Genomic DNA, 26,140 nt, shown 5'->3' on the forward strand with positions numbered 1-26,140 from the left:
TTACATCCGTTCTGGTGTGTTGATGCCAAGTATTTCAAGACCTGTTTTCAAGGTCGTTGCGAACGTATCGAGCAGTGCCAAACGCGCTCGCTTTAGATCATCACTATCTGCTTTAAGAATGGAAACATTCGACAGCATTCGGTTGTATGTTTTGCACATATCAAACAAGAAGTGAGCCAAGCTGCTTAGGCGGTTGCCTTCACAAGACTGCAAGACAGCATTGTTGAAATCATTTAAGAATCTGAGAAGCTCTCGCTCATCATCCTCTTTTAGCAGGTGATGAAACTCAGGATTTGCTTCCAACCCTTGATCTTGAGCCTTGGTCATGATTGATTTCGTTCTGGCATAGGCATACATCAAATAGGGACCAGTATTTCCTTCAAATGAAGTCCAATCTTGGATATTAAATACAATGTCTTTGACAGGATCCGAGCAAATCATTCCGTAACGAATCGCCCCCACACAAAGCTTATGATTGGTATCAGCGATTTCTTCTGCTGTCCATTCACCCTGATACTTTTCTAATTTCTTTTCCATCTCAACTGTTAGAGCCTGTTTCAGCTCCTTGAAAGTGATTACATTGCCCTTACGTGACGACATTTTTCCATCTGGTAGGACAACCATCCCATAGCTAAGATGATAGCAATCTTTGGCTTGTTCAAATCCCATCTTTTCTAAAGTTTTGAAAACTTGCTTAAAATGAAGATTCTGCTCAGACGCTACCACATAGATGGATTTTATAATTTCAAATTCACTATACTTGCGACGGGCTAAGGCTAAGTCTTTGGTTGCATAAAGTGTGTTACCATCTCGCTTTCGTAAAATCACAAAGCCTAACTTATCGTCCTTTAGATCGATCCCGATCGCGCCATCGTCTTCAACAAAAACACCCTTGTCTAAGAACTCTTCTACGATCTTCTGACTTTCTTCGGATACTTCCGATTCGCTAAACCAATGATCGAACCGAGCACCGACCCAGCTATAAATATCCTTAAAGTCATCTATCGACCACTGCCGTGACGTTTGCCAAAAATCAAAGGTTTCACCCTTCTTGGATTCAATGGCTCGCAAGACTTCGGAAACTTCCTCTTGGTATTTAGCTTTTTCTTCAGCAGAGGCATCTTCCAGTAGGATGCAAGCTTTAGAGTAGATCTCGCCGAGCCACTCTCCTTGCCCTTGTTCGGGAGTCTTTAAATTATGCTTTTGAATATACCAAAGACACTTGGCGATATGAGCTCCTTCATCGCCAATATAATTTGCCATAACCACTGGATAGCCACAGTACTCATAAAGCCGACCCAGGCCATCACCAAGAGCCACGTTTCTCATATGCCCCACGTGAAAAACCTTATGAGTATTCGGCTGTGAATACTCGATCATAACTTTAGGCTTTTCGCTTTGAACTGCTATTTTCTTGAAGTACTCCCCAGATTGCACTTCAGAAAAAAGGTACTTACTCAATGTGGCCAGTTTCACTTTGAGATTCAGAAATGGTCCCACCGTCTCAGCATGCTCAATCCAGGCCCCACCGTCTGCCAGCAAGCCCTCGCAGATGGCTGATGCTAGCTCGGGTGGCTTTTTGCGCACAGCTTTGGCAAATCGAAAGCACGGACACGCATAGTCCCCCATCTTAGGCTCTTTTGGCCTTTCAATGGTGTTATAAACGTCTTCAGTCCGAACACGATCACCGCCTTCTGGAATCATTTGATTGATGATTGCTTCGATTTGCAGAGCAATTTGCCATTTGGAATGATCTAAAGCCTGTGCCATGAACTAACTCACTTTCTAACTATGTCATTATTTAGAGCCACCTTTCGGTGGTCATATTGATACCATACCCCAAGACGAGATGTCAGTCCTTAAGGGAAAAAGTCCCAGGAAAAAAACAGCCTCCTGTTCGATCTTTACCCCAGAAAGGAGGCAACAATGAATCCCAAAATTCATTCCATCGCGTTCCATGGATCTCAATGCTCATCAGTCACAATCGAGTGCTGCCACGCAAGGGGCTTCGCTGGCATTCAAGGGCTCGGTCTCCACATTGAAACTGTTAAAAGTATTCGTGAAAAGGTCACCACAGTCCTTGAACGGTCGCAGCTTAAAATGAGTGCTAAAAAGATTATTTTGTCCTGCTCACCCGCTGAGTCACACTTCAATAGCCACTTCGACTTACCTGCTGCCATCGCTTTGTTTGCGTTGCACACCACATCAAAAATAAGAGCCAACCTTGAAGAGATTTATTGCGCTGGCGAGCTTAGCCTTAATGGTGGAATCAAACCTGTGTTGCGCATTGTCCCCCTCGTCCTTGAAGCTCAAGCTCAGGGGGCCAAAGTTCTTATCTTGCCCAAAGAGAATCAACATGAGCTGGCAGCTTTGCGACAAATTCCAGGCGCTCATCAAGACATGAAAATCCTTCACTTTGAAAATCTTTCTGAGATTATTGCTTGGTTAAACGGGTCCCAAGATCCCCAAGAAGTGATCACACCACCAGCAGGAATATGCAGTAGCGACACAGTAAGCTTTGATGATATGCAATTGACACCAAAACTAAAAACAATCATCACAACAGTCATCCTAGGCATGCATAATCTTTTTTTGCGAGGAACACCAGGAACTGGTAAATCGATGCTTTCCCAAAGGCTCCCTAGTTTGATGCCTCTGTTGGAACCGAAACAGCACCTTGATGTTCTCAAGATTCACAGCTTAAGTGAAAGATCCATACCCTCTCGACTCCTAGCTGGACGGGCTCCATTTCGATCTCCCCACCATTTAGGCAGTGCTCAGGGAATCATAGGAACTCCCGACTTGCCCGGCGACATCAGCCTTGCCCATGGCGGAATACTGTTTTTGGACGAGCTGCCTGAATATCGTCGTGATCTCTTGGAAGGTCTGCGAGAGCCCCTAGAAACCGGTGAAATCCAGGTTTCGAGAGCCCAAAAAAAGAAGGTTTGGCCTGGCCAGTTCTTGTTGGTTGCCGCCGCCAATAACTGCCCATGTGGTTGGCTTGGTAGCCGTCGTCGCCTTTGCCAATGCCTCCAACAATCTATCACGCGCTATCAACAAAAGTTATCGGGCCCCTTGATGGATCGAATCGATATCCACCTTACGATGGATGAACCAAACGAAGATCAGCTATCGCTGCTTGGTGCGACAAGCTTTCAGGGGCAAACCCTAGAGATGAAAAAGAAAATTGATAGCGCACGGGCCTGGTCCAAACATCGTCACGACCGACTAGGTGTGCGTGCCAACGGTCAGATTCCTGCTCACCAGATTCTGACTGAATGTCGCTTTTTATCTGGAGAGGAATCGCAAGCGGTGACAAAACTGCAACGAGCCCTACCGACCAGAAGATCGCAGGTGAGAGCCTTAAGAGTGGCACGAACAATCGCTGATTTGGAAAGAAGAGAAAACGTCACACTCGAAGATGTAAAGCTCGCTTTAGAACTTCAGCACCATCAAAGATGAGCTTCCTCTAGAATTGGTAGAAGAAGCTTGGCTCAAGACTAAGTTAAAGCAAGTTTTCTTCACAATTTCAGCCGTACTCAGGTAAGTGCCGGATGTTTTTGCGCTCAGAGCGGACAGTATCGGGCTCTCTCCAGGCCCAATCCATAGCACTGAAATAACGATATTTTTCATTTTAGCAACCTGAAGCACTTTAAGGGCTCGTGCTTCTGTGAGCTCCCTGTCTCGCTGGACAATCAAAAGAATCTTTCGATGGGATAGTGTGTAAGGCAAAAACCTAAGTTCTGAGACACTATGGATCAAAAGATCTTGCTTAGGAAAACCGAACGACTGGCTGACAATATCCTGGGTTCGATGCCATACTGGACCTTGACTAGCCTCTACCATCATGTGGGGTCGAACTCCCTGGTGCCTGAAACTTTTGATCAGAGCAAGGCCATCGTCGGCGAGAGCTGCTGGATTCTCGCAGGCTGAGGACATTTGAGGAATTTCATTTGCTAAGGCAAATGCGGGCGTAGATAAAACAATAATAGCTAGCAACAACTTCAACATAATACCACCTCCACGGCTGCTGCCATGGAAAGTGCAATCCTGAGTCCCAAATATTGAGTCGTAAGCTATTGAAACTTAGATTTTTTTCTGTATCAGAGCTTCTAGTTGTGTCTAAGAGGTAAACATGTGATAAATAGGCTGACTAAGGAATGACCAGGTGAGGGCAGCGAACGTGGATGATTTGAACCAGCTAAGACAATCGATCCGAGATATAGATGCTCAAATTTTGGAGCTAACGTCTGAACGGATGAACCTATGCCGACAGGTGGGGGAGTACAAACGAGCCAATAACCTTCCTGTCAAAGACTACAAGGTGGAAAAAGTCATTTTGGATCGTACCCGCCAACAGGCACGAGATGCCGGAATCGAACCCGACTTAGCTGTATCCATCATGAAGAACCTCATTAAATACTCAGTTTTAGAACAAGATGAGATCAAGTCCATGATGCTGGCTCAGGGAAGTTCCAAGGCCGTAAAACAAGTTCTTCTCATTGGTGGCTCAGGTAACATGGGGCAGTGGATGGCCCATTTTTTCGAAGCCTTGGGTCACGATGTGCAGCTTTTTGATAGATCTAGGCTTTCAAAAACCAGATACAACTATGTTGAAAGCCTAGATGACGGCTTAGCTTGGGCTGAGATGATCATTCTCGCCACCCCAATGGAAAGTACCAATGAGATTCTGCTTGATCTATGCAAGCGATCCATCAAGGCTCCTATTATCGAGCTAACATCTTTGAAATCACCTATCATGAGTGGACTCAATTTGGCAAATCAAACAGGCCTAGACGTAGTCTCGATTCACCCCATGTTTGGACCTGATGTTAAAATTCTCTCTGGTCGCAATATCATCATCTGCGATGGGCCAAAGCGGTCTGAGTCTGTTGATGTGGTGGAAGCCATGTTTCGACAAACATCAGCCAACATTATCAAAATGCCTTTAGAGAAGCATGATACGTTTATGAGTTACGTCCTTGGTTCGGCCCACATGCTCAACCTTCTTTATGCCAACGTTTTGGAGTCATCTGGCATTCCATTTCAAGATCTGGAAGATGTTGCTGGTACCACTTTCGCCCATCAAGTGGGGGTCACGAAGAACGTGGTATTCGAAAATCAGGACTTATATTTTGATATCCAACGACTAAATCTAGAAACTGACCAGCTTTTCGAAAGTTTCAAATCCCAAATCCATTTAATGGAAAATAGCATTCGTCAGAATCGCAGAAGTGATTTTAAAGAGGCTATGAAAAAGTCTGCAGATTATTTTCGGCAGAACTAGCTTAAAAGATCGGGATTGAAAAACAAGGTTGCTAGAGTCACACGCTAAGCTGATTCTTGAGGATCTTCTGCAAGGTGCCCTTCCAGAGCTTTCTGAACTCGCTCCCAGTATTTCGCCTTGTTACCAAGGGCACGGTTCGCAACAAACTTTGCTTGCCAAACATCAGGCTTTCCAGGTAGAGTTGCCACTTCGATGATATCGACCTTGTTTTCGCCATCCCAAAGATCATGCAATAAGCTATGCTCCAACCTCACTTGAGTTCCTTTGAGCATGGGAAACTTAATCTGGATGATGCCACCAGTCTCATCTAAGCCCAGGATCTTAGCTGGAGCCTGATAGGTGACTCCCAGGTTCGCCGTCTTTCCTGTGAAGCTTTCTTTTGACTTAAAGGCAGCATCAATCATTTCGACAAGCACACCTAGGCCAAAGGGTTTTCGGATAAACCGTATTTCAGATGTAGATCGCGCGTTGAGTGAGCCAGTTCCAGCTATCACGGGAGGCCTAATTTCTGGGCTCACCCGACTCAATGCCTCCTTGAACTGAATTCCACCAGAGTCTGAGGGAAGTTCATCCAGGTAGATGCACTGCACGCTGGCAGAGTCACGAGCCACAAAAGACGCCGCAGCTTGAATCGACGCCATATGGATCAACTCCATATTATAGCCAGACAACACTTCCTTAAACTGTTCAAATCGATTCATGTTAGGATCGTAAAACATCAGACGACGATTTGCGCTTCCATCGCCATCACCAATCATTCGGATATCAGGAAGATCGCACAACCAGCGCCGCCCTTTGCCTTTGATACGACTTAACGGAAATATATTGTAGATATCCTCGCCTTTGATGATATTTGTACCCATTTTAAGAAGGGCTGGATGTCTTGAAGAATCATCTGGCAAGCAAACGAGGGACGCGTCTGGGTCGACTTCCGATTCAGATAAGTAGATCACTTGATCACCAGATTTGCCAAGTACAGTCGCCTGAACACAAAGAGTCAATTTATTTTCTATATCAGTCTTATCAAACTTCACAAAGTAAGGAGATACGTTGCTATTTGAGGCAAGCACTTCCTTCACCTTTTGGACCAGAGTCTTGCCATCAAACTTACCAAGCAAGAATCCTGCAAATTTTCGTCCTTTCAAAGGAGTCAACTGCTCCTTGCTTTTATTAGCTACAAGAGCAAGCATTGGAGTGTTCGAAAGTAAGGGTTGCTGCTGAAGACGATCGTAGAGGGTTCCAACGGTACCATCAGATAACAAAGCATCAGAGATTACAAGGTGCGGCATTTCCTGATCGATCACTCGAAGCCCCTCGTAGAGAGACTGTGCAACATAGGTTTTGAACCCCATCCGCTGCAATAGGGTGGTCATCGATACGCTCTTCTCAGGCTTATCGACTACTATCACAATGGTATGCATGGTAATCCCTCTTACCACTTCCATCGAGTCCAACTCCTATCCAGCCGCCTTTGTGGGGCTTGGTTTCTTCATAGCTTTTTGTATAGCTAACTTTATCTTATCGACTTTTTCAAACTTCTTACCATACTCCTTCTCGCAGCGAAGCAGGTACTTCATCGACAGCTTAAAGTCTTCCATTCGATAACAAGCCAAGGCCGCGTTCAAGCTTATCTTGTAGCGCAACTCAGCCTTAACGATTTTATGAGCCTTTTTATATAGAGCTAGAGCACTTTTACCTTTGCCTTTTTGGGAAAGTCTGATTCCCATTTCATTAAGTTTGGCAGCAAAAAATGGGCCTACATCGTGAAGCTGATCCATCAGCTTAAATGCTTCTCCAATACGCCCTTGAGTGATCAGAAACTGGGCTTTGGTTTCTGCTATCCTCGGGTGCTTCGGGTTCAATCGATGGGCTTCCTTAAGATATGCCTTCGCTTTTTCAAAATCGCCTTTTTCCATATAAGCCGAGGCCAAGTTAGCCTTTCGATCGACGCTGCGCTTATTAACTTTTTCTAGCTCTTGAAACACTTCAATAGCTTCATCAACTTTTCCTAGGACGAGGAGGTTTTCTCCAATCCCCGATATCGATGGCCTGAAAAGATTATTCATCTCTTGAGAGGTTCGGAACGCATCGATCGCTTCATTGAAGCGCCCAACGGCTTGCAAGGCAGTTCCTTTTGAGTAAGCTGCCAGAAAATCATATTCAGCGCACTCATTCACCAGCTCCTCAGATTCGGCAATCTGGGTTTGATCTCCTGATAAAATAGATCGGTTGAGCTGAATGATCTTCGCTTCAGGACTTTCACCGTCATCAGCAAGGCTTTCAACTTCCTTAGTTAGTGATGCAGTCAACGGAGCCCAACTCTCTTGAGTGAAAAACTTTTCAATCCCCCACTCAAAAACTTGAGTCAGATAGATTGGGCTTGGCTTATCGCAAACAATAGCTTGAAAACTAGGAATTCCACCTACGTGTTTTTTGAATAACTCTAAGATATTGAATACTTCTACATCGGGTTCTTGAGCGAACACAACCATACTCACCACGTTGCCACTAGTAAGCATGGGATAGACATCTTCCCGGTTGCAGTAGTTAACTTCTAAGAAGAGATCGTGCTTATAGACCTCGTCTTGCCAGGTATCCTGCAAACCGGTTTCATCTAGATCGACAAGTAGACAAACACTATTCATGAAGGTCGGGCCATTCCTAATATAAAGTCTCATCAAAGGTATCGGGAACCTCAAAAAAAAATTTAGGGGCCTCGCAGATATTCACTCGGAGTCGGATAGAGTCGTTTCAAGGCTGCACCTGCCAAGTAAATTAACTAGCTATATTAGTTATTTGACAGCTTGATTGAACAGGAAATTCAAGGCACTAGGATTCGCTCCGATGGAGCTTATACTGAGTGGGAGCATCAAACGTGGCTAAGATACTCATCGTAGAAGACAATGAAATGAATCGCGACATGCTTTCGCGCCGACTGGCCCGTCGAGGCTTTGAAGTCGACTGTGTTGAAAATGGTCAGCTAGCGGTTGATTACCTGGAGACAGAGTCGCATCCAGATCTGATTCTTATGGACATGAGGATGCCCGTGATGGATGGTTGGACGGCTACCAATGCCATAAAATCCAACCCAGCCACCGAAAAAGTACCCGTTATTGGCCTAAGTGCGAATGCTATGGAAGGAGATCGCGAGCGGGCTATGAAAGCAGGATGCGATGAATACGAAACCAAACCAGTAAACTTCGAAACCCTAATGAATGTCATTCATAAATACATCCCAGATGCCGCATGACTAACTTGCTTGGCTTTCAGGTTCCTCTTGGTCAAGAAGAATTTGACGACGGCTACTCATCATCTCAGAAACTCGATCAAAAGCTTCCGAAGCCTTACCTAAACGCTCTACAATTTGCTCAATCGTCAGCGAGTTAGGATCTTTCTTGAGCTTTCGCAAAGTTAGTTTAATATTACCTTGAGCAATCGCAATAGGATTAGAAAGGTCGTGCATAAATTTTCGTTCGTCCTTCGCACTCATAAAATTGAATCCACTTTTTCGATTTTTGGGTGATGAGAAAATGGCTAATTTACCGTTATACTATCAAAAGGATACCCTTTAGAATTTTCAGTAGGTTCCCAATGACAAGAGTTTGGCCTCCTCTTTTATTGTTATTCACATTCTCCTATGAAGGCAAGTCTCAGGAAAAAAATGAGCCTATCTCTGTACCTGAGCCTTGGCTTGAAACCATAGCTGATCGATTGGTATGGAGCTTAGGATTAGGCCTAAACGTCCCCGATATCATTCCCTTGGAGGGAATGGTTCGCTACGATGGCTTGTTCGCGTTTCGTGGCTTCTTTGTTCCATCTTTACCATTTGATGTCAAAGTTGAATACAGTCGGGGTGTCCTTGCAAATCAGGATGGCCTAGCCATCGAAAACCCCGACTTAACCATAGACTTTGATGGAGTTTATGGGCCGCAGTGGGGGCTTGAATTCTTGATATTCCCGTTTCAAGAATCCTTATATATTGGCTTTGGCTGGTCCCGGAGGGCCCTGAGCCTTGAGGGTCGCATCGACTCGAATTTGATCCTTAGCTCCTCCGCAGGCTCGATCAATACCAACTCGGTAATTTCCATTGAGGCCCGAGCCCGAGTTGTGCAGACGGTGAATCGCATCAGTCTCGGCTGGAAGGTACCAATCGGCTCCATTTACTTAAGCTTCAATTTGGGCTACACATTTCCAGAGGGAGGCCAATCACAGCTTGAAATGAAGGGCAACATTGCCAATCCGTCAGCAATCGAGGATATCAGTAACCAAACAATCGAGGAGGCTGAAAGAACCTTTGAAGCTGACTTAGAAGATCAAACACGGGATGACGTGGACAAGGTCAAGGACTTTGAAGCCCCTATCCTAGGGATAAGCATCGGAATGTACATCTGATTCTTAGGGCTGTTGACGTTCCGAAGACACTCTATTCGAGCCTAGGAGCGAGGCAAGAGGCATAGAGGGAATATGGTGACAACGAGCGACAACGTATTGTGTTTATCAAGGCATATCAGATGCTTGCGTTCGAAACGTCAACCGACCCTAGTTTTTATTGCGATTTTTACGAGAATCATGTAAAAACGACATCCTGTCACTTTCGGAGGAACTATGGAAGCCTGGCAATCAGTTTCCAACTCACATCAGGAATACGTACTTCGCTTGTCTGCACGTCGCGTACGGCCTCAAGTAACCCTATTCCGCGATTCTCGGTACATTCGAAAGCTCAACAGTCTCTTATCGTTGGAACTTGGTACCCTCGATCTATACCAAAGGTGTCTTCACCTGCCCGAACGGCAAAAAATCACAAAATGCCTAGAAAATCACAGGGATAACGGCCAGCAGTTGCGGCTCCTCATCATCGCCAATCGTGGTATCCCAGATTGCGAAACCTCTTCCATTCCAACTGAGCTTTGCATCTTAGCCCAACGCCTCGGATCACAGCTTGGACACACGATCGGCTGTGCCACGGCTCTCAAGCTGTGCGAGAACCTTGAGCAGCTTCTACGAAAACGATATCAAGAGCTTATTGAAGAAGCTCCATTTCGTGATCGCAACAGCCTGCATGGAATGCTGCTCGCAACCAACTCAAACTTGATTTCTTTGTCACACTAAGTCAACCTTTTCCCAACGAACGCTTGAGGACTTCCCAAGTCAAGAAGCAAGATGTATAGACGTGGTATGATAAACCCATACCAAATAAACGCACTCGAAAAGACATATATGCTTAATTTTTAGGCATAAAAGCTAGGTCATCAAAAAACCATCCATGCCTAAAAAAAACAAGCACAAAAAACTAAGGCGCTTTGGTATCCAAACTAAGTGCGTGAATAGGACCACTCATCCATTCGCCCAAGGCCTTGTAAACCAGTTGATGTTGTTCCACCATGTTAAGCCCCGAAAATTCGGTTGCGACTACTTCCAACCGCCAGTGATCCCCACCACCTGTCAGGTCTTGTGCTTTGACAACGGCCCCAGGCAGTTGCTCTTGGATTCTTGCTACGATATCTTCTGCTGTCATAATGATCTCTTTTGTTATAGTGACTTTGAAAAACAACCAGATTAAGTTCGGCTCAGGAGTTTACATCGGTAAGATTTGTTTTCCAAGATCTTAGCCCTTGTGGACAGGCACACCAACCAACAAAGGATCAAGACATGCGGTCGGAAAAGAGAGTAATTTACCTTGCCACACAGAACCCTAAGAAGATTATTGAGTTGCAAGCGGTTCTTGGATCAATGTGGGATGTCCGATCCCTAGCTAGCTTAGATCAAGAAATTTCTTGGCAAGAGACAGGCACGACCTTTGAGACGAACGCGCAAATTAAAGCTGAGGCCGTCAAACCCTACACGGATGCATGCATTCTGGCGGATGACTCTGGCCTTGAAGTTGATGCTTTGGATGGCGCTCCAGGAGTCTACTCAAGCCGCTACAGTGGTCTGGAGGGTAATGATGCTGCTAACAACACTAAGCTTCTGACAGAGCTTCAAGGCATACCTGAGCCACAACGAAGCGCGCGATTTGTATGCTGCCTGTGCTTTCTAGATGAAACTCGCCAAGTCCATTTCTTCAGAGGTACTTTTGAAGGTAGAATTGGCGAATCACCAAAAGGTGAGTTCGGCTTTGGGTACGATCCCTTGTTTTTTCCAGACAACGACGCCCGCAGTTTGGCGGAATACTCTCCAGAGGAAAAAAATAAAAAAAGCCATCGCGCCCAGGCATTGCACAAGTTTATCGAATTTATTGGGGATTCATAGCACGACTCAAGGCTTTCTGGGCGTCTTGCATATACTGCTGAAACTCTTTGGTAGTACGACTACGCCCAAAATCGCCATGAACCAAAGAAGCCTTAATCTCCTCTTTGAAACGTTTAGGGTTTGCTAGGAAGCCTTGAAGAACAAGAACCGACTCACCGCTTCTCCCCGTTTTTGATAGACATCGTGCGTAGAGTAGAATCGCTTTTTTTATGACTCCCTCTTCATTTGCCCAATATGAATTCGCCTCTGATTTCTTGTGAACGATTTCTAATACTGGAATCGCCTTCGGGCATTGATCAAGCATCCGGTAGGAATACGAGAGGAAGTAGTGGCCTCTGGTGTCGAGCAGCTTTTGACTCCGAAGCTGTTCATAAAGCGTGACAGCCTCGCTGAACTGCTTTCTTTTAAGATGGTTGTTAGCTTTCAGAAACGTCTTGTTTACGGCCAGCTTCATTCTCTTAGCGTTGCCGGCTCCCCCTTGAGCAGGGCCAAGGACACTAATATTCTTAAATACATAAGTCGTATTAAGCAAGCACGGGGCCTCCCCTCCACCTTCGCAACAAGCTTCATCAAGCAAGGTTTTAATCCGCTTGTTTAGAATCTGCTGGCAAGATACGGGACCGGGAGGAATGTAGACTGTAATATTCTGCCCATTAAGAGCCCCTTTTTCTGGCGTCAACCCGCTTCTAACGGCTAGAGATCGAACCACAAGACCCTCAATCACAAGACCACGATAGCTATCGAAGAAGGTCTTGCGATCTTCCATGGTGAGATCCTTGATAAACTGGAGCTTCTCTAAACGGCTATTGTTGAAGGTCTTCTCAGGAGATAAGCGACCACACTTGGTAACATTGAAAGCCATGGTTCCCTTTATCAACGATGCGCATAACCCAAAAGCAACCTGATTTAAGAACAATGATACACTGATCCCAACCAGGAGAAACTTTAACGTCGCTCGTATATTAGATTGCCACGGTGTTTTCATGGGCTTCCAGCTCCCACCTTGTCACAAGACGAGGAAAATCCGGGTTAAGCGTTCACTTTCTCATATATTATAGTCTATGCTGGGGGCTGCTCGGAAGTTCGTCTTGATTCGATGCACATAGGAGATCTCAGTGAGTTTCAATCTAGCCTGGTTAGGTAGTGGAATCATTAGCTATCTAGAGGGACTTGGCAAATACACCATATTTTGCTTCGAGGGCACACGGCGCTGCTTCCTACCGCTCATGAACCTGCGCCTTGTCATCCAACAGATGGAGTTCGTAGGCAATCGCTCTCTAGGCATAATCATAATGGCTGGCTTCATGGTCGGGGGGATCTTTGGTTTTCAGCTAGGTGAGATTTTCGGGCTCTTTGGAGCGGAATCCCTAATAGGAGCCTCCACGGGCTTTGCCCTATCCCGAGAGCTTGCGCCAATCGTTGGCTCCTTTTTGGTTACAGCCCGAGCTGGTTCAGCCATGTCTGCTGAACTAGCAACGATGAAGGTTAATGAGCAGATCGATGCTATGCGAGTGATGGCGGTGAACCCCTACTCATACTTAGTCGCGCCTCGAATCACTGGTGCTGTGCTAATGATGCCTCTTCTATCTGTAATTTTTGTGGTTTCAGGTGTCTTTGCATCCTTCATTATTGGAAGCGTATTTTATAAGGTTGATACTGCAGATTTCTTCTCAAAAATTGAATGGATGATGCAGGCGAGTGATATCTGGATGGGAATGCAGAAATCGGCATTATTCGGCTTTGTTTTTGCAACAATCGGCTGTTACCAAGGCTTCATCACCAGAGGTGGTGCCAAGGGGGTTGGCAAAGCAACAACAAACGCGGTGGTAAGTAGCTATGTTACGATCTTAGTTCTCGACTTTTTTATCACATACTCTCAGTTTAAGGGTTTCGATATTTTCCTCTTCTAGATTTGAAGTTCTGAGAACCTGCTTTAATAGGGCCAAGGTCAAGGATTGCCACAGATCAAAAAATCTTAGCTTAATCCCTTAACTTTGGTTTTTTAATCAAGGCGTAACGCAGAGGTTGAAACTTAAAAACTGCTCTGAGGCCAAACTATAGATCCATACTACCAATAGCTGGTATAATTAGCCTAGTCGCTGCTATCCTTGCATTTATAAGGCAATCCCAAGCATTTTGGCCCTAATCCTGTCATCCATAGGGAAGGCCAATCAATATGGATCAGGAGTCTTGGTTGAGTTTCTTCGTTAAGCAAAAAGTTTTGCTTATCTTAACATCAATTTTTCTTGTGCTAGCCCTGGGTTTTTCTAGCGGTCTCCACTTATTTATTAGTAGTCAAAAAGCAGAAATCACTAGTACCTTGATCACCAAGCTTAAGTTTGATCGAGCCGAATATGACAGAATTGATATTGGGCTGCAGAGTATTCGTGTTTTTAACTTCAAAGCCAGTGGTAGCTACAATATCACGATTCCTAGAATAGAGATCGATCTTGGATTTGATATTCGTAAGGACCCAATCATCTATCCCAAAAAAATCAAGCTATTTAGGCCCAAAATACTTATCCAACGCAAACATAAAGTCGCTCTGCATCAGCGTAGGAAGAGCAGATCTCCCAAGCGATCTGTCATCAAAAGACTCAATCAATTAGAAACAGATATTTTAGCCAAAGCCGCACAAATCATAGTTCGGGATGAAAATGCCTATAAAATAAAAGCCCACCTCGATTTTAAGCTACTCAGAAGTGAAGGGCATTTATGGTTTTCTTTAGCTCGACTAAATTATCAGGGCAACTCAATATTGAAGTCTGTATCGGGCCGCATGATCTTGGATTCTCAAGGACCCTACTACCCCTTTCTAGTTTCCAATAAGAATCTGAGTCAGCAGAACTGGCAAGCAAAAGGTAAGATTAAGAAGGATCTTACGAAAGCCTATCTCTACCTGAAAAACTCTGGCATTCCGCAAGAACTTCGGGACCTTGTTGGCGGACTTATTCCTAACCCTGAAACGATCAACTACGCCATGAGTTTGAAGGTAGACTTTCAAGAAAAGCTCTTGTTCTCCTACCATGCGGCTAGTACCAATATATCACTCCAACACCCTCAGTTGGCTGATCAAGTCATTGGCCCTATACCTAGTAAAGTTCGGGCTATGGGAAGCTTTGATTTAGCATCTGGAGATCTTGAGATATCAAATGGATCATTTAAAATTTTTCATATTAAGGATAAGACTCAATCCCTTCAATTCAATTTTGCAGGTCGCATTTCTGAGCTACTTTCACAACGGGCGGTCCTGAGCTTTTCGATTAGAAATCCCCAGCAATCCTGTTCCCGTAGCCTAGCCTCACTCCCCGATGGTCTCGGGCCACGGCTAGCATCCCTAGATGCTGCTGGAACTTGGGGCTTCTCGCTAGATGTGACTCTTCCACTTTACGAAATATCTAAAACGGATATTAACAGCGCCGATGTTTGGGGTAATTGTCAATTCCGAAGTCAAGACCCCTTGTTTCAGACTGAATTTTTAAAGGAACGAAAGTTCATTCCACAGCTTCACAACTACATTCTCAGCCCCCAACAATACGCTTTTTTCAGAAGCGATTTTAGCCAAACTTATAGCAGATTTCTAATCCATAGCTTTGTTGCCAACGAAGATTCGAGTTTTTGGCAGCATCAAGGAGTAAATTTTCGAGCATTGATCGAAGCTATAAAGGTGAATCTTGCAGAAGGCTACTTTCGTCTCGGAGCTTCAACCATTACAATGCAAATGGTTAAGAACCTCTACTTTCACCAGAACAAGACAATTAGTCGAAAACTCCAGGAGATTATCATTAGCTTATACCTAGAGCAAATTCTGTCTAAGACTCAAATAATCGATATCTATGCAAACATTATTGAATTCGGACCTGATATCTACGGCATTCACGAAGCAAGTCGCATCATGTTTGGCAAGAAAGAAGATAATCTCAGTATCATTGAAGCTGCATACTTAGGCACCATACTACCATCTCCGCGCCACTATTTCGACAATTACTGCCACGGCTCCCTCAACGGTGATACTCGTCAAAACCTTTACAGAACCTTAGAGAGGCTGCACAGCAGTGGTCACATCACAACAATTCAATACCAAGGTGCATTGCGACAACCTCTCCACTTCTATAGAGATCAAAAAGTGATGTCCGAGCACTGCCCCATGGTGCTATCAAAGGCAGAACTCTAAGCTGAAGGCACTATACCTGAGTATTGGCTGCCTTGATTTTTGGGGTACTGGAGCTTGCCCAGGGCTGAAAATCTCGGATCACTCCCACCCGATAACCAAGGGCGTTTAAAACCAAGTTCGTAGAGTCGAGCTGAACCGTCCGCTTGTTCTTTTCGAGTTGATAGACAAAGTTAAGCCCCACTCCGGACATATCTGCTAGCTCTTTTTGAGTTAGCCCTCGACGCTTTCTTTCATTCCGCACAAAGCTGCCAATATCCCAATCCATAGCTTTCTCCCATCCCGATTTGCAGTATGAACTATTATCGCAAATCCGGAGCATATTTTCATGCTTTCAGAGGGCAAACTCAGCAACATTCTTTTTAGGATCAGTGGCTTCGTATTTGCCTTTTTCATTGAGTCTAACCCCGGCTACAGCGACATTAGAATCGTGTGTGAAAAAAATTCTCCACTGCTCTGGAACCAGAGTTTTGTAGAGACTCTCTTTTTCATTGATTAAGAGTTCAGGAAATCGGTCGTAGCCCATGGTTATAGGAAGATTGACCCATGGCACACCAGGAATCAGATCACCTGCGAATATCACCGTTTCCGAATCTCCTCGCACAATGGTAAGTAGCTGGCCTGGTGTATGCCCATGGGATTCCATGAAATCAATTTCTGGAGCTAGTTCAGGCAAGTTTTTGCCCTTCGGGACTATCTTGAGTCTACCTGATGCTTTAAGCTTCTCAGTCAGGTGTGGAATGAAGGAAGCACGATCTCGAAAGTGAGGGGTTTCCGCCCTCGCGAAGGCCTCTTCACCAACTATGTAACGTGCGTTTTTAAACAGAAGATCGTAATCCCCCCCGCGACTCTCTTGGTAAGAAGGTAAAAGACCTCCAGCATGATCGAAGTGCAAATGAGAAAGAATTACATAATCGATATCATCCTCGGATTTCCCTAAAGCAGACAGATTTTCTAGAAGCCGATGGCCTCCTGGCTCAACACCGAATCGTTCCGACATTTTAGGTTCCATATAATCGCCGATTCCAGTTTCACATAGTATTGTGCCATGTCTTGTTTCGAGTAGCATCGAGCGACAAGATAAGCGGATTCGCCCTTGCTCATCAGGCTCACACCAACGGCTCCAAAGTGCTTTTGGAGCATTCCCGAACATCGAGCCACCATCGAGCCATTGTCCATTTCCTTCCACTGACCACATGCGCATCTTCTTCCCTTTCGTCATAGGTATACCTCCCAGATCTAGTTGACCACCTTCGTAGCGGTGGGTCCGACATTTTTTATCTTCACAAAATAATTGACGAAGACCATGAAAATCAATTAGTTCTAGTATGCCTATTTCTTAATCGAAACCAGCAATGCCTCGCGGCTCTTGGCTCGTGTGTTTCTTTTTCCTCAGTTATTCACAAATCTTGTGGATAAGTTTTATCCTTGGGTGGTTTTTCTAGGTTATTTTGTCAAATTTTCCCCTGATTTTCAGTGAGTTCTGGGAGATTTACCCTAACTCTTGTGTCGCACAGTCCCGTTGTCTTGTATCATTATGGGTAGAGCCAAGAAACCGCTGTCAACTCGATCGTTAATTCTTACTCTAAGTAATAAAATTCATTGCACCCGGTTAAAGCTTTATCTCAGGAAGGCCGAAGAAGGGAAGGTTAACAGAAGTCCCTCACTTCTCGCGAGAAAACAGAATGACCCGAATAAGCAAATTACCAGCGATTCTAGCAGTTTTCGTAGGAACTACCAGCTCGAATTTGGCTTCCAGTCAATCGGGTCGCCAAGACGTCCTGATACATTCTTATAGCCCCGCTGACGCTGGATTCGATCGGAGTTTGAGACTCCAAGGCTCGACTCCAATCGGCCTTGAGAACCGCGTTTCCGGCGTTTTAGAAAGACTCCACGATCGCGTCACCGTAAAATCAAGAACCAGCGGCGTATTCAGCCTCGTTGATCGAAACATTCGCACCAATTCGTACAGTTTTGAACTGGACGGGATTTCCTTTTGTCAGTTTCAGATGAAAGCCCACGAATCCGTAAATGGCGCTGTCACTGTTCTCGGTTCGATGCCCAATGTGGTAATCGACGAGCAGTACCAACTTAATCAGTGGCCCAGCGTACAAGATAGCCTCGATGTCGCTGAGGTTGCACGATTTGAAAACGGAATTTCAGAGCCATTCAGCATCGTAAAAAAACGTGCCTGCCTTTGGGTTGAGGACGGGGAAATCATTCGCGCCTGGGAGCTGACCCTTAAGTCCGGCAAACTTAATTACAAAGCTATTGCTGATGACTCGACCGTGTACGAATTTCAAAACAAGTTCTTCCACGCTGACGGTACCGCCCGAGTCTATTCCACCAACCCGGTCGATGGCGAACTCACAGACTACACAGTGACGAACTTACAGCCCGACGACAGTGGCCAAGTATTGGTTGAAAACGATAAGTTCATCACTCTTCTGGATACCGATGAGTACAGCTACTTCGCTGATCTTGAAGCGCCCTACGAATTCATCACAAGCCCTTCCGAGGAAGAATTTAAGGAAATCTCCCTTTTTACGAACGCAAACAGGGCCCTTGATTGGCTCGAAAGCCAGGGATACCAAAACTTCGGAAGCGCGGCGATCAGAGTTGTCGTTCACGCGAGCTTTGGTGGTGATACGAACAATGCTCTTTATCAGCCAGGCGACGATTTCTCTACAATCTATGTCGGAGATGGAGATGGTTCGATCCTTCAAAATCTTTCGGTCGATTACGATGTGGTCGCCCACGAGATCGGTCACCACGTAGTGTACCACTCAATCAAAGACATCAAAAACGAATCCCTCGTTCTTCACGAAGGACTAGCCGACTTTTTCACTTATGCTAAAACTGGGAATGCCTGCCTCGGAGAAAGCATCTGTCCTTCGACCAGCGGGATTTGTGCGATCCCAAATCAATGTTTGAGAACCGCGGAAAATACCTACTCCTACACCTCCGCTGACTTACCTTCCGAAGCACACTTAAGAAGTCAGTTCATCTCCGGCTACCTTTGGGATCTCATAACAATCGATGGGATTTCCACGGATACGGTAACTCAGATAGTTTTACAAGCGATAGACCTTTTCGTTAAAGACAGCGGTTACACCCACTTCATCCTCGGTCTGATGATGGTAGACGAATCCTCGTTTGCAGGGCAGTACTGTGACACCATATACAACCGAGCCATCGAACGTGGTCTCGCAGAGAAGATTACGGATTACGACTGCTCAAACATTGCCACACTTGTTGCCGACTCAGGAGGGAGTCTCAGCGAGCTTGTTGGAGGTGATACAAGTTCAAGCACCGAGGAAAACTCATCCAGTTCGAGCAAAACATCGTGGTGTGGCTCCATTGGATTGTCTGAAGGAAGTAGTGGCCTCTCGATAATTCTTCTCGTTGGCCTCCCTTTAATTCTGTGGACGCGAAAAAGGACGGTCGCTCCCGATGAGACAAATCAGTCATAAGAATTACAAGCTTCATCTCCTATGCTTTTTAATCAGTGCTGCACTAGCTTTACCCTTAGTCGCAGCCAATGAAAAACCGTCCCTTTATTTCACAATTAGCCTAATTTGGACTGGTTCACATCTCCATTCCCATAACATTGAAGCCCTACAGGATCTTCGAAAGAAGCATCCTAAAATAAGGTTTCATCATTTAGTCAGTCCCGCCTATTTTGTAAGCCAGAATGCAAAGAAGAATCGCGACATCATCATGTCTTTGATTCAAAGGGATGATCAAGTCGGAATTTATATAGCCCCCTGGCGAAGTATCGTTGAGAAATCGAAGACTCTATTCCGGGTTTCTCCATCGTTCTGGGGACCCAAAGAAGATGGCTGCCACACAGACTGTGGCAACTCAGTTCCACTGACAATTTACCAAGAAGATGATATTAAGAGGATATTTAAAACTAGCCTTGATATCTTAAAAACTTCAGGCCTGCCTGTAGGTCAATCTTATGCAGTTTCAGGCTGGCAACACTCAGCAGACATCGTATCTGCCGCCGCGACGTTAGGCTTAAAGTTTGATTTCTCGCCGATTCCCCCATCGCGCATTGAAAGGCGTTTGCATCACTTCCCCATATTTAGCTGGACCTTTGAGAATTGGCAACAGTTTGAAAAGTTTCCATATCCCATGCAGTCGCCAACGGACAGCCATGTGATCTTTATTCCTCAAAACGGCGGAGTCGTCGACTACAACACCAGTAACGAGTTAGTAAGCTACTTTCAGGAAACCATCAACACGAAGCTGGAAGCTAAGTCCCTATACAATTTAGTGATTCACCAGGAAACCGCAGCCACCTTCCTACCTCGCCTTCATGCAACTCTGCAAGCCCTCAAGGACCTGGCCGAGAAGAATGCCATCACTTTGACTTTTGACTGGCTTTCCTATAGGAATAGGATCGAGTCTCACTAGGAAGGTCGCCATGTACATCGATATTCATACCCATCTTACCCATGAAAAATTCTCAGCCGACCTAGAGCAGGTTATCCAGAGAGCCAAAGATGCCCAGCTAAGCGCTATTGTCGTGAATGGCTTAGAGCCCGCCTCTAACCGTGAGATTCTAAAGATGGCTGCCAAACACGACGTTATTTATCCTGCACTTGGCATCTATCCCATTGATGCTATAAATAAGCTGGCCCAAGATTTACCTTTTTCTGTTGCCCAATTTGATGTTGATAAAGAAATCGAATTTATCGCAGCACAGGCTAAAGCTGGCGCGATCAAGGCCGTAGGAGAGTGTGGACTGGATGGGTATTGGGTAGGTGAAGAAACGTTTACTGAGCAAGAGCGAGTGTTTATCAAGCTACTAGATATCGCCATGACTCATGATCTCCCTATAATCATTCATACTCGCAAGCGCGAGAAACGCTCTATCGAGATCCTTGAGCACTATAAGCCTAAAAGAGTTAATTTTCACTGCTATGGAGGCAAGGTTAAGCTTGCACTTCGAGTTGCTGAGGAACATGGCTGGCATTTTTCGATACCTGCTAATGCAAGAAAAAATCAGGCGTTTACAAAGATGCTCTTAGAGCTGCCGGAAGCTTCGATTTTAACTGAAACGGACGCCCCGTTCTTAGCACCGGAACAAGGGCAAAGGAACGAGCCTTGTCATGTAGTAGGGACCATCGCCTATCTTGCTGAGTTGCGACAATGGCCTTTAGACAAAGCTCGTGAACTAGTGTTAAATAATTTCAAAAGACTTATGGACTGACGAATCTTAGAGCCAAAGCTTGAAGCCAGCGGCAAAGCCATCTCGTGTCATTTCAAAACTTTCGACACCTGTATCGCCAGAACTTTGTGAGTAGTTCCCATCGGCACGTTCCACACGAAGCATCAACGATAGAGATGACGTTAAAAAGTAATTCCAAGAGATATTAGTAACCCGTCCTGTTCCAGCAAAGCGAGACGTTTTATCAACGTTCTGCATATTGACCTGACCACCGAAAACCCCAGCCCCAAAACCTAGATTACCCATTGGGGAACTGAATGAAAACGTGACTTCACCGGATAGCTCAGAGCCATTAAAGTGCTCTAAGGCTCCACCTTTTGACTCTTGGTCAATATGAGTGTGGTAAAAGGCAAGGTGAATAAACTTGTACATCTCGATCCCAATGCCATCGCGAATTCCGCTACCTGTCCAAGTCGCCTCACGAGCACCAAACACACTTTCATCGCCAGACTTTGTAATTCGCCCGTAAAACGCGAGAAAAGATTGATCGAAGAATAAATTTTTTCCATAAGACGATCGCGCTGAATCGATAGCAGAATGCGATTGTGCAAATGATGGAATACTGAGCAACAGCGTAGCAGCAATTGTAACAACTCTGAACATAACGAACCCATCCATACAATGTAGCATTTTTATAAAATCTACGAGATATGGAGCAACGTCCGTGCCAGTCTACAAGTATTGTAAAAAAGGGTGGTTATGTGTGGAGGTTCTGTCCAAATGCTTGACAGTTCCACCTGCTTAAGTTGCTTTGCAGCTCTTAGAGGCAGGGTTTACCATGAAAATGTTGAGATTTCAGAGCCTTACTAGATAACAGTTTCGACTCGCCAGCTTATCCGATGAAATCATCCTTCACTTCACTCACCCGTTGCCAGGTTTGCGTGACGGCTTGTGTCATGATTTCTGTTTCCCAAGTATCCCCTTTGGGGCAGTCCTTAAGTTCGTTCAGCCAACTAAGAAGGTCATCGATATACTTGCCTTTGTCTGACTTCATCGTATGATCGTAAGTATGCTTGAGATGGGCTAACCAAGCATCTCGGTTCGAGGCGAGAAGATTGACAAGGTTATTAAGTCGAACAGTTCCTTCTTTCTCTTCCCAGCCACCTGCAATGCGAAATGGATACTGATCCTTGTCTTTTTTGTGAAGCCAGAGTTTGAAGTTATTTCCTAGATCTACAACTTCATAGTCGCTTGGCAGGGCCTCATGGAAGCCATCTGGCCGTTTCCAAACAAGATGCATCAATATCCTCCTAGTATTGCTAAAGGTACGTAGCAAGCGGATTCTATCATAAGAATCCCTTAAAAGACCAGCGTCCTCATATGCGTATCTTTAGCGGATTCCTAGGCTGGCTTCGTGCTTTCTCCACTATCGCCACCATGATATCGTTCAATGAAGTTCTCCATGGTCTTGCGTTGGTCCGCGGAAAACTCGTCAAATTGAACCCCCATACCAGAAGCAAGATCTTTCTCTGGAAGGGCGGTCTGCACCCAAATTACTTTTCCAGACGCTTCGAGAGTTTCTTTGCTATCGGGAAGGGTAAAGGTCAATTTTACTTCGCTCCCCATATCGAGTGGCTTGGACGTCTCGATAAAAACGCCTCCCGTCCCCAGGTCACGGCAGAAGTCAAAAAGGTAACTGCCATTTGGGGAACGGTAATCCACTAGTAATTGGATGGGGATTCTTTGGTTGATACGATCGTCTTTCTTGCCGGCCATGGACCCTCTCCTGAAAAAATATAAAAAACGTGCACCTTATTTTTGGTTTTCAAGCAGCAGCTTCACGTACTTATTGTGTTCCTTCAGAGTTTTAGTAAAGTAATGCCGCGTCGTACCAGCCTTCAACACATAATAATAATAGCCTTCATCAGTTGGGTTCAGCACTGCTTCCAAGGTAGACCCGGAAACGGCTCCAATAGGCCCTGGAGGCAAGCCTTTATGGATCCGAGTGTTGTAAGGGTTCTTAGCATCCTTTAAGTGCTTCCACTTGATATCCCCCTGATAGTCCTTGATCCCGTAGATCAAAGCGGCATCGATTCCTAAAGGCTCACCCTTTTTCAAGCGATTCCAGATCACTTCAGAGATCATAGTTTTCTCATCCTCGTGAGTGGTTTCCATCTCAATGAGTGATGCAAAGGTGACTGCTTGTTTTAAACTTAGCTTCTTATTCTTGATACGCTCTAAGTAGTTCGGAGGCAAGTTTTCCCAAAACGTAGCCACCATTTTCCGGAATACATCTTTTGCGGTGGGGCGACTTGTGAACGAATAGGTCGCCGGATAAAGAAAGCCCTCTAGGTTTTGATTTTTTATTTTTAGCTCTTTCAGGAAAGCTTGGTCATGAGCCAATGTCCAAAGCTCTTGATACTCCCCCACTGAATTTGCCACCAGACGATTTACCACCTGCTTTAAAGTGAAACCCTCAGGAATTACAAACTGTAAGGTAATCGGGGTATATGTTTTCCCTAGGGACATTTTTTGGTCGATATATACGGGAGAAATCTGCCCTGAAAATCGGTACCGTCCCGCTTGGTAGCGATGATAGTGACCAAACATTTTCACCCAAACTTTGAAGTTGAGAGCATCATCGATGACGCCAGACGCCTCTAACGCCCCGGCCAGGGCATCGAGCTTCGTGCCCGCAGGGAAATGTATGACTGATGCCTTCTCCACAAAAACCTGCCTTTCCCCCCAGGACTTCATTTTAAAATAGTAAAATCCCGAACCAACGCCAATAAGACCTACAATAACAATCAGGTAACCGAGCAATCGCTTCAACACAGACCCAAGTCTCCTTGAAAAGGGTTTCGTTTCTAGAATATCACAAACTTAAGTACTTCGAGCCTCTTTCGACTCTCAAGTTTCCGCTTGATTCTTCTCGCAACCTGTATATAATGACGCGATTTACGAGAATGCGGAAATTCCCGCAGTCCACGAGAATGAATGAGCAAACATGCAAAAGACTCCATTATTCCAAAGCCTTAGTCAAGGGATGCAAGCTCAATTGAGCGACGTGCATCAGCTTTGCGATGGAATCGGCTACCAGTTTAAGAACACCGATTTGCTCGTAGAGGCCTTGACCCATAGTTCGGCTGCTCAAGAGCTGCTCCGTCGTAGCCAGGGCGAGCTATCGATCCCCTGGAACGAGCGCTTGGAGTTTCTCGGCGATTCAGTGCTGGGTTTGGTGCTTAGTACGCATCTGCTTCATCATCCAGAAGGCTTTGCGGAAGGACAGCTATCGAAAATTCGAGCTGCTCTAGTTAACGAATCATCACTCGCCGGCTTGAGCAAGACGATCGGTTTAGGCCGATTCCTACTAATGAGCGTGGGTGAGGAAAAAGGCCGAGGCCGCCATAAACCGTCTGTTTTAGCAGATGCTTTTGAAGCCTTGCTCGGCGCAATTTACGTGGATGGTGGCTTTGCTGCTGCAGAAAAGGTGATACTCGATGTGTACCGCGAGAGGCTTGCAAGCCCTCTGGAGACACTGATACAAAAGGATTATAAGTCCCGCCTGCAGGAACTGACGCAAGGTACCTATAAGGAAGCACCGGAATATCGCGTTGTGGACCAAAAAGGCCCAGACCACGATATTTCGTTTCAGGTGGATGTTAACTTTCGGGGCCAGTTTTTGGGTACAGGTCGCGGACCAAGCAAGAAGGTGGCCTCTCAGAATGCCGCTCGCCATGCTCTGGAAACCGTGCTAGAGAACCCCGACATACTAACTGAAGGTATGACCTAAATCCGTCTTTAGGATAGATTTATGCCATATCTTCCGCGATATATAAGGCTAGACCATGAACCAAGGATTAGTAGCAATTGTAGGGCGGCCCAACGTTGGCAAGTCGACGCTCTTCAATCGCCTGACAAAAACAAATAATGCCATCATTCACAACCGACCAGGTGTAACCCGAGATCGTCTCTACGGAACTGTCACCTCTGTCGACGAAGACGGCAGCGGTTACTCGATTATTGATACTGGCGGCTTTGAAACCAAGGATTTATATTATCAGCCTTTCGCCAAAAATATTGTTTGGGAACAAACAGAGATGGCTATTGAAGAGGCTGATGTAGTCCTCATGGTTCTCGATGCCAAGGCTGGGCTTCACCCGCATGATCGCGAGCTAGTTCAATACCTTCATAAGTTGGAAAAGCGAGTGATCTATGTGGCTAACAAAGTTGATGGCCAAGAACAAACGCCTGCCATGTGGGAATTCTATGAGCTAGGCTTGGATCACATCTATAACTGTAGTGCTGCACACAACCGAGGCGTCTGGGATCTAGCCTGCGCGATTGAAGATGAGCTTGAAAAAGTTAATGGTACCAAGCTTCAACTGGACCATGATGGCGCCACTAAGATCGCATTGATCGGTAGACCCAATGCTGGAAAATCTTCGATTCTTAATCGACTTTGTGGAGAGAATCGATCCCTTGTGAGCGATGTTGCCGGCACCACTCGCGACACGATTGATACCGTGATCAGCTACAACAAAAAACCCTATGTGCTCCTTGATACCGCTGGAGTCCGACGTCGAAAAAAGATTTCAGATAAGCTTGAAGGCTTGATGGTCATCAAGAGCTTACGAGCCATCGAAGATGCTGACATCGTGGTGATTGTGATCACTGCTGATGAGGGCATGTCAGATCAAGACGCGCGGTTAGCATCCCTAGCAGCAGACAAATACAAGCCTGTTCTAATCGTTGTTAATAAGTGGGATTTAATCCCCAACAAGGACTCGAATACCGCACGGGAGTACGAGCTCGACCTTCGAGAAAAATTAGCTGACATTTCTTACTTCCCTGTTCTCTTTACATCTTGTTTGGAAAACAAGCGTATCCATAAAATCCTTCAAGAAGTGGAAGCTCTGGCAACTGCTTATGATAAGCGCGTACCGACTGCACGCTTGAACGAAGTACTCGAACGCGCCGTTCATGAACACACACCTGCTTTGATTCGCAAGCTGAACAAGCGAGTGAAGTTCTACTATGCGACTCAAGTAAGAACAATGCCTCCAACCATCGTTGTCAAATGTAATGTTGCAGGTGAAATTCAAGAATCTTACAAGCGCTATCTAACCAAGCGTTTCAGAAAAGATCTAGAGTTTGGCAAAACACCGCTACGGGTCCTATTCCGAGGCAAGAAAGAAGAAAAAGAATTTAAAGCCCAGTCTTAGTATAGAAAAAAAAGGCAGATCCATTCTGC

The 26,140-nt window shown here is 45.4% G+C and carries 26 protein-coding genes; 13 read left to right on the top strand and 13 right to left on the bottom strand.

Annotated features, from left to right (window positions below):
* A complete protein-coding gene (argS, locus tag B9N89_RS20235; RefSeq protein ID WP_132322148.1) occupies window positions 1–1,770 on the bottom strand; it encodes an arginine--tRNA ligase in 1,770 nt (589 codons plus the stop codon).
* 156 nt (window positions 1,771–1,926) lie between these two features.
* On the opposite strand from argS, the gene B9N89_RS20240 reads away from it, so the two are divergent.
* Window positions 1,927–3,462: a YifB family Mg chelatase-like AAA ATPase gene (locus B9N89_RS20240; protein ID WP_132322146.1), complete on the top strand. Its 1,536-nt coding sequence runs from the start codon at window positions 1,927–1,929 to the stop codon at window positions 3,460–3,462.
* Here B9N89_RS20240 and B9N89_RS20245 read toward each other — a convergent pair.
* The gene (locus B9N89_RS20245; protein WP_132322144.1) at window positions 3,436–4,011 is read right to left on the bottom strand and encodes a hypothetical protein; all 576 of its coding nucleotides are present in this window, start codon (window positions 4,009–4,011) and stop codon (window positions 3,436–3,438) included. The genes B9N89_RS20240 and B9N89_RS20245 overlap by 27 nt on opposite strands.
* Before the next feature lie 157 nt (window positions 4,012–4,168).
* Here B9N89_RS20245 and B9N89_RS20250 point away from each other — a divergent pair, with 157 nt between their 5' ends.
* Window positions 4,169–5,287, top strand: a complete 1,119-nt coding sequence (locus tag B9N89_RS20250) for a bifunctional chorismate mutase/prephenate dehydrogenase (RefSeq protein WP_132322142.1) — start codon at window positions 4,169–4,171, stop codon at window positions 5,285–5,287.
* A gap of 44 nt (window positions 5,288–5,331) precedes the next feature.
* Here the strand turns inward: B9N89_RS20250 and B9N89_RS20255 are convergent, their stop codons facing one another.
* The gene (locus tag B9N89_RS20255) at window positions 5,332–6,732 is read right to left on the bottom strand and encodes a response regulator (RefSeq protein ID WP_132322140.1); all 1,401 of its coding nucleotides are present in this window, start codon (window positions 6,730–6,732) and stop codon (window positions 5,332–5,334) included.
* A 12-nt stretch (window positions 6,733–6,744) separates the two neighbouring features.
* Window positions 6,745–7,932 carry a tetratricopeptide repeat protein gene (locus tag B9N89_RS20260; RefSeq protein WP_159455515.1) on the bottom strand — a complete coding sequence of 396 codons (1,188 nt, stop codon included), beginning with the start codon at window positions 7,930–7,932 and terminating at the stop codon, window positions 6,745–6,747.
* Window positions 7,933–8,162: 230 nt separating this feature from the next.
* Between B9N89_RS20260 and B9N89_RS20265 the strand changes: the two genes are divergently transcribed.
* Window positions 8,163–8,537 carry a response regulator gene (locus tag B9N89_RS20265; protein WP_132322136.1) on the top strand — a complete coding sequence of 125 codons (375 nt, stop codon included), beginning with the start codon at window positions 8,163–8,165 and terminating at the stop codon, window positions 8,535–8,537.
* On the opposite strand, the gene B9N89_RS20270 is transcribed toward B9N89_RS20265, so the two are convergent.
* A complete protein-coding gene (locus B9N89_RS20270) occupies window positions 8,538–8,777 on the bottom strand; it encodes a hypothetical protein (protein WP_132322134.1) in 240 nt (79 codons plus the stop codon).
* Between the two features lie 101 nt (window positions 8,778–8,878).
* Here B9N89_RS20270 and B9N89_RS20275 point away from each other — a divergent pair, with 101 nt between their 5' ends.
* A complete protein-coding gene (locus B9N89_RS20275) occupies window positions 8,879–9,679 on the top strand; it encodes a hypothetical protein (protein ID WP_132322132.1) in 801 nt (266 codons plus the stop codon).
* Between the two features lie 213 nt (window positions 9,680–9,892).
* Window positions 9,893–10,396, top strand: a complete 504-nt coding sequence (locus B9N89_RS20280) for a hypothetical protein (protein WP_132322130.1) — start codon at window positions 9,893–9,895, stop codon at window positions 10,394–10,396.
* Window positions 10,397–10,577: 181 nt separating this feature from the next.
* Here B9N89_RS20280 and B9N89_RS20285 read toward each other — a convergent pair whose 3' ends face one another.
* Window positions 10,578–10,802 (bottom strand): BolA/IbaG family iron-sulfur metabolism protein, encoded by a 225-nt coding sequence (locus tag B9N89_RS20285; protein ID WP_200820751.1) that lies wholly within the window; start codon window positions 10,800–10,802, stop codon window positions 10,578–10,580.
* Between the two features lie 134 nt (window positions 10,803–10,936).
* Between B9N89_RS20285 and rdgB the strand changes: the two genes are divergently transcribed.
* Complete coding sequence (gene rdgB, locus B9N89_RS20290) at window positions 10,937–11,536, top strand: RdgB/HAM1 family non-canonical purine NTP pyrophosphatase (RefSeq protein ID WP_132322128.1); 600 nt, start codon at window positions 10,937–10,939, stop codon at window positions 11,534–11,536.
* Here rdgB and B9N89_RS20295 read toward each other — a convergent pair.
* The gene (locus B9N89_RS20295) at window positions 11,520–12,521 is read right to left on the bottom strand and encodes a hypothetical protein (protein WP_132322126.1); all 1,002 of its coding nucleotides are present in this window, start codon (window positions 12,519–12,521) and stop codon (window positions 11,520–11,522) included. The genes rdgB and B9N89_RS20295 overlap by 17 nt on opposite strands.
* Before the next feature lie 130 nt (window positions 12,522–12,651).
* On the opposite strand from B9N89_RS20295, the gene B9N89_RS20300 reads away from it, so the two are divergent.
* Both B9N89_RS20300 and B9N89_RS20305 read left to right on the top strand, forming a co-directional pair.
* A complete protein-coding gene (locus B9N89_RS20300; RefSeq protein WP_159455516.1) occupies window positions 12,652–13,446 on the top strand; it encodes an MlaE family ABC transporter permease in 795 nt (264 codons plus the stop codon).
* Between the two features lie 284 nt (window positions 13,447–13,730).
* Complete coding sequence (locus B9N89_RS20305) at window positions 13,731–15,710, top strand: biosynthetic peptidoglycan transglycosylase (RefSeq protein ID WP_159455517.1); 1,980 nt, start codon at window positions 13,731–13,733, stop codon at window positions 15,708–15,710.
* Between the two features lie 10 nt (window positions 15,711–15,720).
* Here the strand turns inward: B9N89_RS20305 and B9N89_RS20310 are convergent, their stop codons facing one another.
* Together B9N89_RS20310 and B9N89_RS20315 are read right to left on the bottom strand one after the other, a co-directional pair.
* Window positions 15,721–15,975 (bottom strand): helix-turn-helix transcriptional regulator, encoded by a 255-nt coding sequence (locus B9N89_RS20310; protein ID WP_132322120.1) that lies wholly within the window; start codon window positions 15,973–15,975, stop codon window positions 15,721–15,723.
* A gap of 66 nt (window positions 15,976–16,041) precedes the next feature.
* Window positions 16,042–16,929 carry an MBL fold metallo-hydrolase gene (locus tag B9N89_RS20315; protein ID WP_200820752.1) on the bottom strand — a complete coding sequence of 296 codons (888 nt, stop codon included), beginning with the start codon at window positions 16,927–16,929 and terminating at the stop codon, window positions 16,042–16,044.
* A 463-nt stretch (window positions 16,930–17,392) separates the two neighbouring features.
* Here B9N89_RS20315 and B9N89_RS20320 point away from each other — a divergent pair, with 463 nt between their 5' ends.
* Genes B9N89_RS20320 through B9N89_RS20330 form a run of 3 tightly spaced genes read left to right on the top strand, consistent with a single transcriptional unit; the run spans window position 17,393 to window position 20,928 of the window.
* Window positions 17,393–19,180: a gluzincin family metallopeptidase gene (locus B9N89_RS20320; protein WP_132322118.1), complete on the top strand. Its 1,788-nt coding sequence runs from the start codon at window positions 17,393–17,395 to the stop codon at window positions 19,178–19,180.
* Window positions 19,161–20,129, top strand: a complete 969-nt coding sequence (locus B9N89_RS20325) for a hypothetical protein (protein WP_132322116.1) — start codon at window positions 19,161–19,163, stop codon at window positions 20,127–20,129. The genes B9N89_RS20320 and B9N89_RS20325 overlap by 20 nt, the downstream gene beginning before the upstream one ends.
* A 10-nt stretch (window positions 20,130–20,139) precedes the next feature.
* Window positions 20,140–20,928, top strand: a complete 789-nt coding sequence (locus B9N89_RS20330) for a TatD family hydrolase (protein WP_132322114.1) — start codon at window positions 20,140–20,142, stop codon at window positions 20,926–20,928.
* 6 nt (window positions 20,929–20,934) lie between these two features.
* Here the strand turns inward: B9N89_RS20330 and B9N89_RS20335 are convergent, their stop codons facing one another.
* The 4 genes from B9N89_RS20335 to mltG all read right to left on the bottom strand — a co-directional run bounded on the left by B9N89_RS20335 (window position 20,935) and on the right by mltG (window position 23,721).
* Complete coding sequence (locus B9N89_RS20335) at window positions 20,935–21,564, bottom strand: hypothetical protein (RefSeq protein WP_234996136.1); 630 nt, start codon at window positions 21,562–21,564, stop codon at window positions 20,935–20,937.
* 214 nt (window positions 21,565–21,778) lie between these two features.
* On the bottom strand, window positions 21,779–22,186 hold the full coding sequence (locus B9N89_RS20340; RefSeq protein WP_132322110.1) for a hypothetical protein: 408 nt from the start codon (window positions 22,184–22,186) through the stop codon (window positions 21,779–21,781).
* A gap of 101 nt (window positions 22,187–22,287) precedes the next feature.
* Window positions 22,288–22,662, bottom strand: coding sequence for a TIGR02266 family protein (locus tag B9N89_RS20345; protein ID WP_132322108.1), 375 nt, complete (start codon window positions 22,660–22,662; stop codon window positions 22,288–22,290).
* Between the two features lie 36 nt (window positions 22,663–22,698).
* Entirely contained in the window at window positions 22,699–23,721 is a 1,023-nt protein-coding gene (mltG, locus tag B9N89_RS20350) for an endolytic transglycosylase MltG (protein WP_159455518.1), read from the bottom strand.
* A gap of 172 nt (window positions 23,722–23,893) precedes the next feature.
* Here mltG and rnc point away from each other — a divergent pair, with 172 nt between their 5' ends.
* Complete coding sequence (gene rnc / locus B9N89_RS20355) at window positions 23,894–24,679, top strand: ribonuclease III (RefSeq protein ID WP_132322104.1); 786 nt, start codon at window positions 23,894–23,896, stop codon at window positions 24,677–24,679.
* Between the two features lie 55 nt (window positions 24,680–24,734).
* Entirely contained in the window at window positions 24,735–26,111 is a 1,377-nt protein-coding gene (gene der / locus B9N89_RS20360; protein WP_132322102.1) for a ribosome biogenesis GTPase Der, read from the top strand.
* Window positions 26,112–26,140 lie beyond the last annotated feature (29 nt).

The sequence above is a fragment of the Pseudobacteriovorax antillogorgiicola genome (assembly GCF_900177345.1).
Lineage (GTDB): Bacteria > Bdellovibrionota_B > Oligoflexia > Oligoflexales > Oligoflexaceae > Pseudobacteriovorax > Pseudobacteriovorax antillogorgiicola.

What these genes read in the sequence shown, in the direction of transcription:
- argS (WP_132322148.1), bottom strand. Translation starts at nt 1,770, where the DNA reads ATGGCACAGGCTTTAGATCATTCCAAATGGCAAATTGCTCTGCAAATC.
- B9N89_RS20240 (WP_132322146.1), top strand. Translation starts at nt 1,927, where the DNA reads ATGAATCCCAAAATTCATTCCATCGCGTTCCATGGATCTCAATGCTCA.
- B9N89_RS20245 (WP_132322144.1), bottom strand. Translation starts at nt 4,011, where the DNA reads ATGTTGAAGTTGTTGCTAGCTATTATTGTTTTATCTACGCCCGCATTT.
- B9N89_RS20255 (WP_132322140.1), bottom strand. Translation starts at nt 6,732, where the DNA reads ATGGAAGTGGTAAGAGGGATTACCATGCATACCATTGTGATAGTAGTC.
- B9N89_RS20260 (WP_159455515.1), bottom strand. Translation starts at nt 7,932, where the DNA reads ATGAATAGTGTTTGTCTACTTGTCGATCTAGATGAAACCGGTTTGCAG.
- B9N89_RS20270 (WP_132322134.1), bottom strand. Translation starts at nt 8,777, where the DNA reads ATGAGTGCGAAGGACGAACGAAAATTTATGCACGACCTTTCTAATCCT.
- B9N89_RS20275 (WP_132322132.1), top strand. Translation starts at nt 8,879, where the DNA reads ATGACAAGAGTTTGGCCTCCTCTTTTATTGTTATTCACATTCTCCTAT.
- B9N89_RS20280 (WP_132322130.1), top strand. Translation starts at nt 9,893, where the DNA reads ATGGAAGCCTGGCAATCAGTTTCCAACTCACATCAGGAATACGTACTT.
- B9N89_RS20285 (WP_200820751.1), bottom strand. Translation starts at nt 10,802, where the DNA reads ATGACAGCAGAAGATATCGTAGCAAGAATCCAAGAGCAACTGCCTGGG.
- rdgB (WP_132322128.1), top strand. Translation starts at nt 10,937, where the DNA reads ATGCGGTCGGAAAAGAGAGTAATTTACCTTGCCACACAGAACCCTAAG.
- B9N89_RS20295 (WP_132322126.1), bottom strand. Translation starts at nt 12,521, where the DNA reads ATGAAAACACCGTGGCAATCTAATATACGAGCGACGTTAAAGTTTCTC.
- B9N89_RS20310 (WP_132322120.1), bottom strand. Translation starts at nt 15,975, where the DNA reads ATGGATTGGGATATTGGCAGCTTTGTGCGGAATGAAAGAAAGCGTCGA.
- B9N89_RS20315 (WP_200820752.1), bottom strand. Translation starts at nt 16,929, where the DNA reads ATGACGAAAGGGAAGAAGATGCGCATGTGGTCAGTGGAAGGAAATGGA.
- B9N89_RS20320 (WP_132322118.1), top strand. Translation starts at nt 17,393, where the DNA reads ATGACCCGAATAAGCAAATTACCAGCGATTCTAGCAGTTTTCGTAGGA.
- B9N89_RS20325 (WP_132322116.1), top strand. Translation starts at nt 19,161, where the DNA reads ATGAGACAAATCAGTCATAAGAATTACAAGCTTCATCTCCTATGCTTT.
- B9N89_RS20330 (WP_132322114.1), top strand. Translation starts at nt 20,140, where the DNA reads ATGTACATCGATATTCATACCCATCTTACCCATGAAAAATTCTCAGCC.
- B9N89_RS20335 (WP_234996136.1), bottom strand. Translation starts at nt 21,564, where the DNA reads ATGGATGGGTTCGTTATGTTCAGAGTTGTTACAATTGCTGCTACGCTG.
- B9N89_RS20340 (WP_132322110.1), bottom strand. Translation starts at nt 22,186, where the DNA reads ATGCATCTTGTTTGGAAACGGCCAGATGGCTTCCATGAGGCCCTGCCA.
- B9N89_RS20345 (WP_132322108.1), bottom strand. Translation starts at nt 22,662, where the DNA reads ATGGCCGGCAAGAAAGACGATCGTATCAACCAAAGAATCCCCATCCAA.
- rnc (WP_132322104.1), top strand. Translation starts at nt 23,894, where the DNA reads ATGCAAAAGACTCCATTATTCCAAAGCCTTAGTCAAGGGATGCAAGCT.
- der (WP_132322102.1), top strand. Translation starts at nt 24,735, where the DNA reads ATGAACCAAGGATTAGTAGCAATTGTAGGGCGGCCCAACGTTGGCAAG.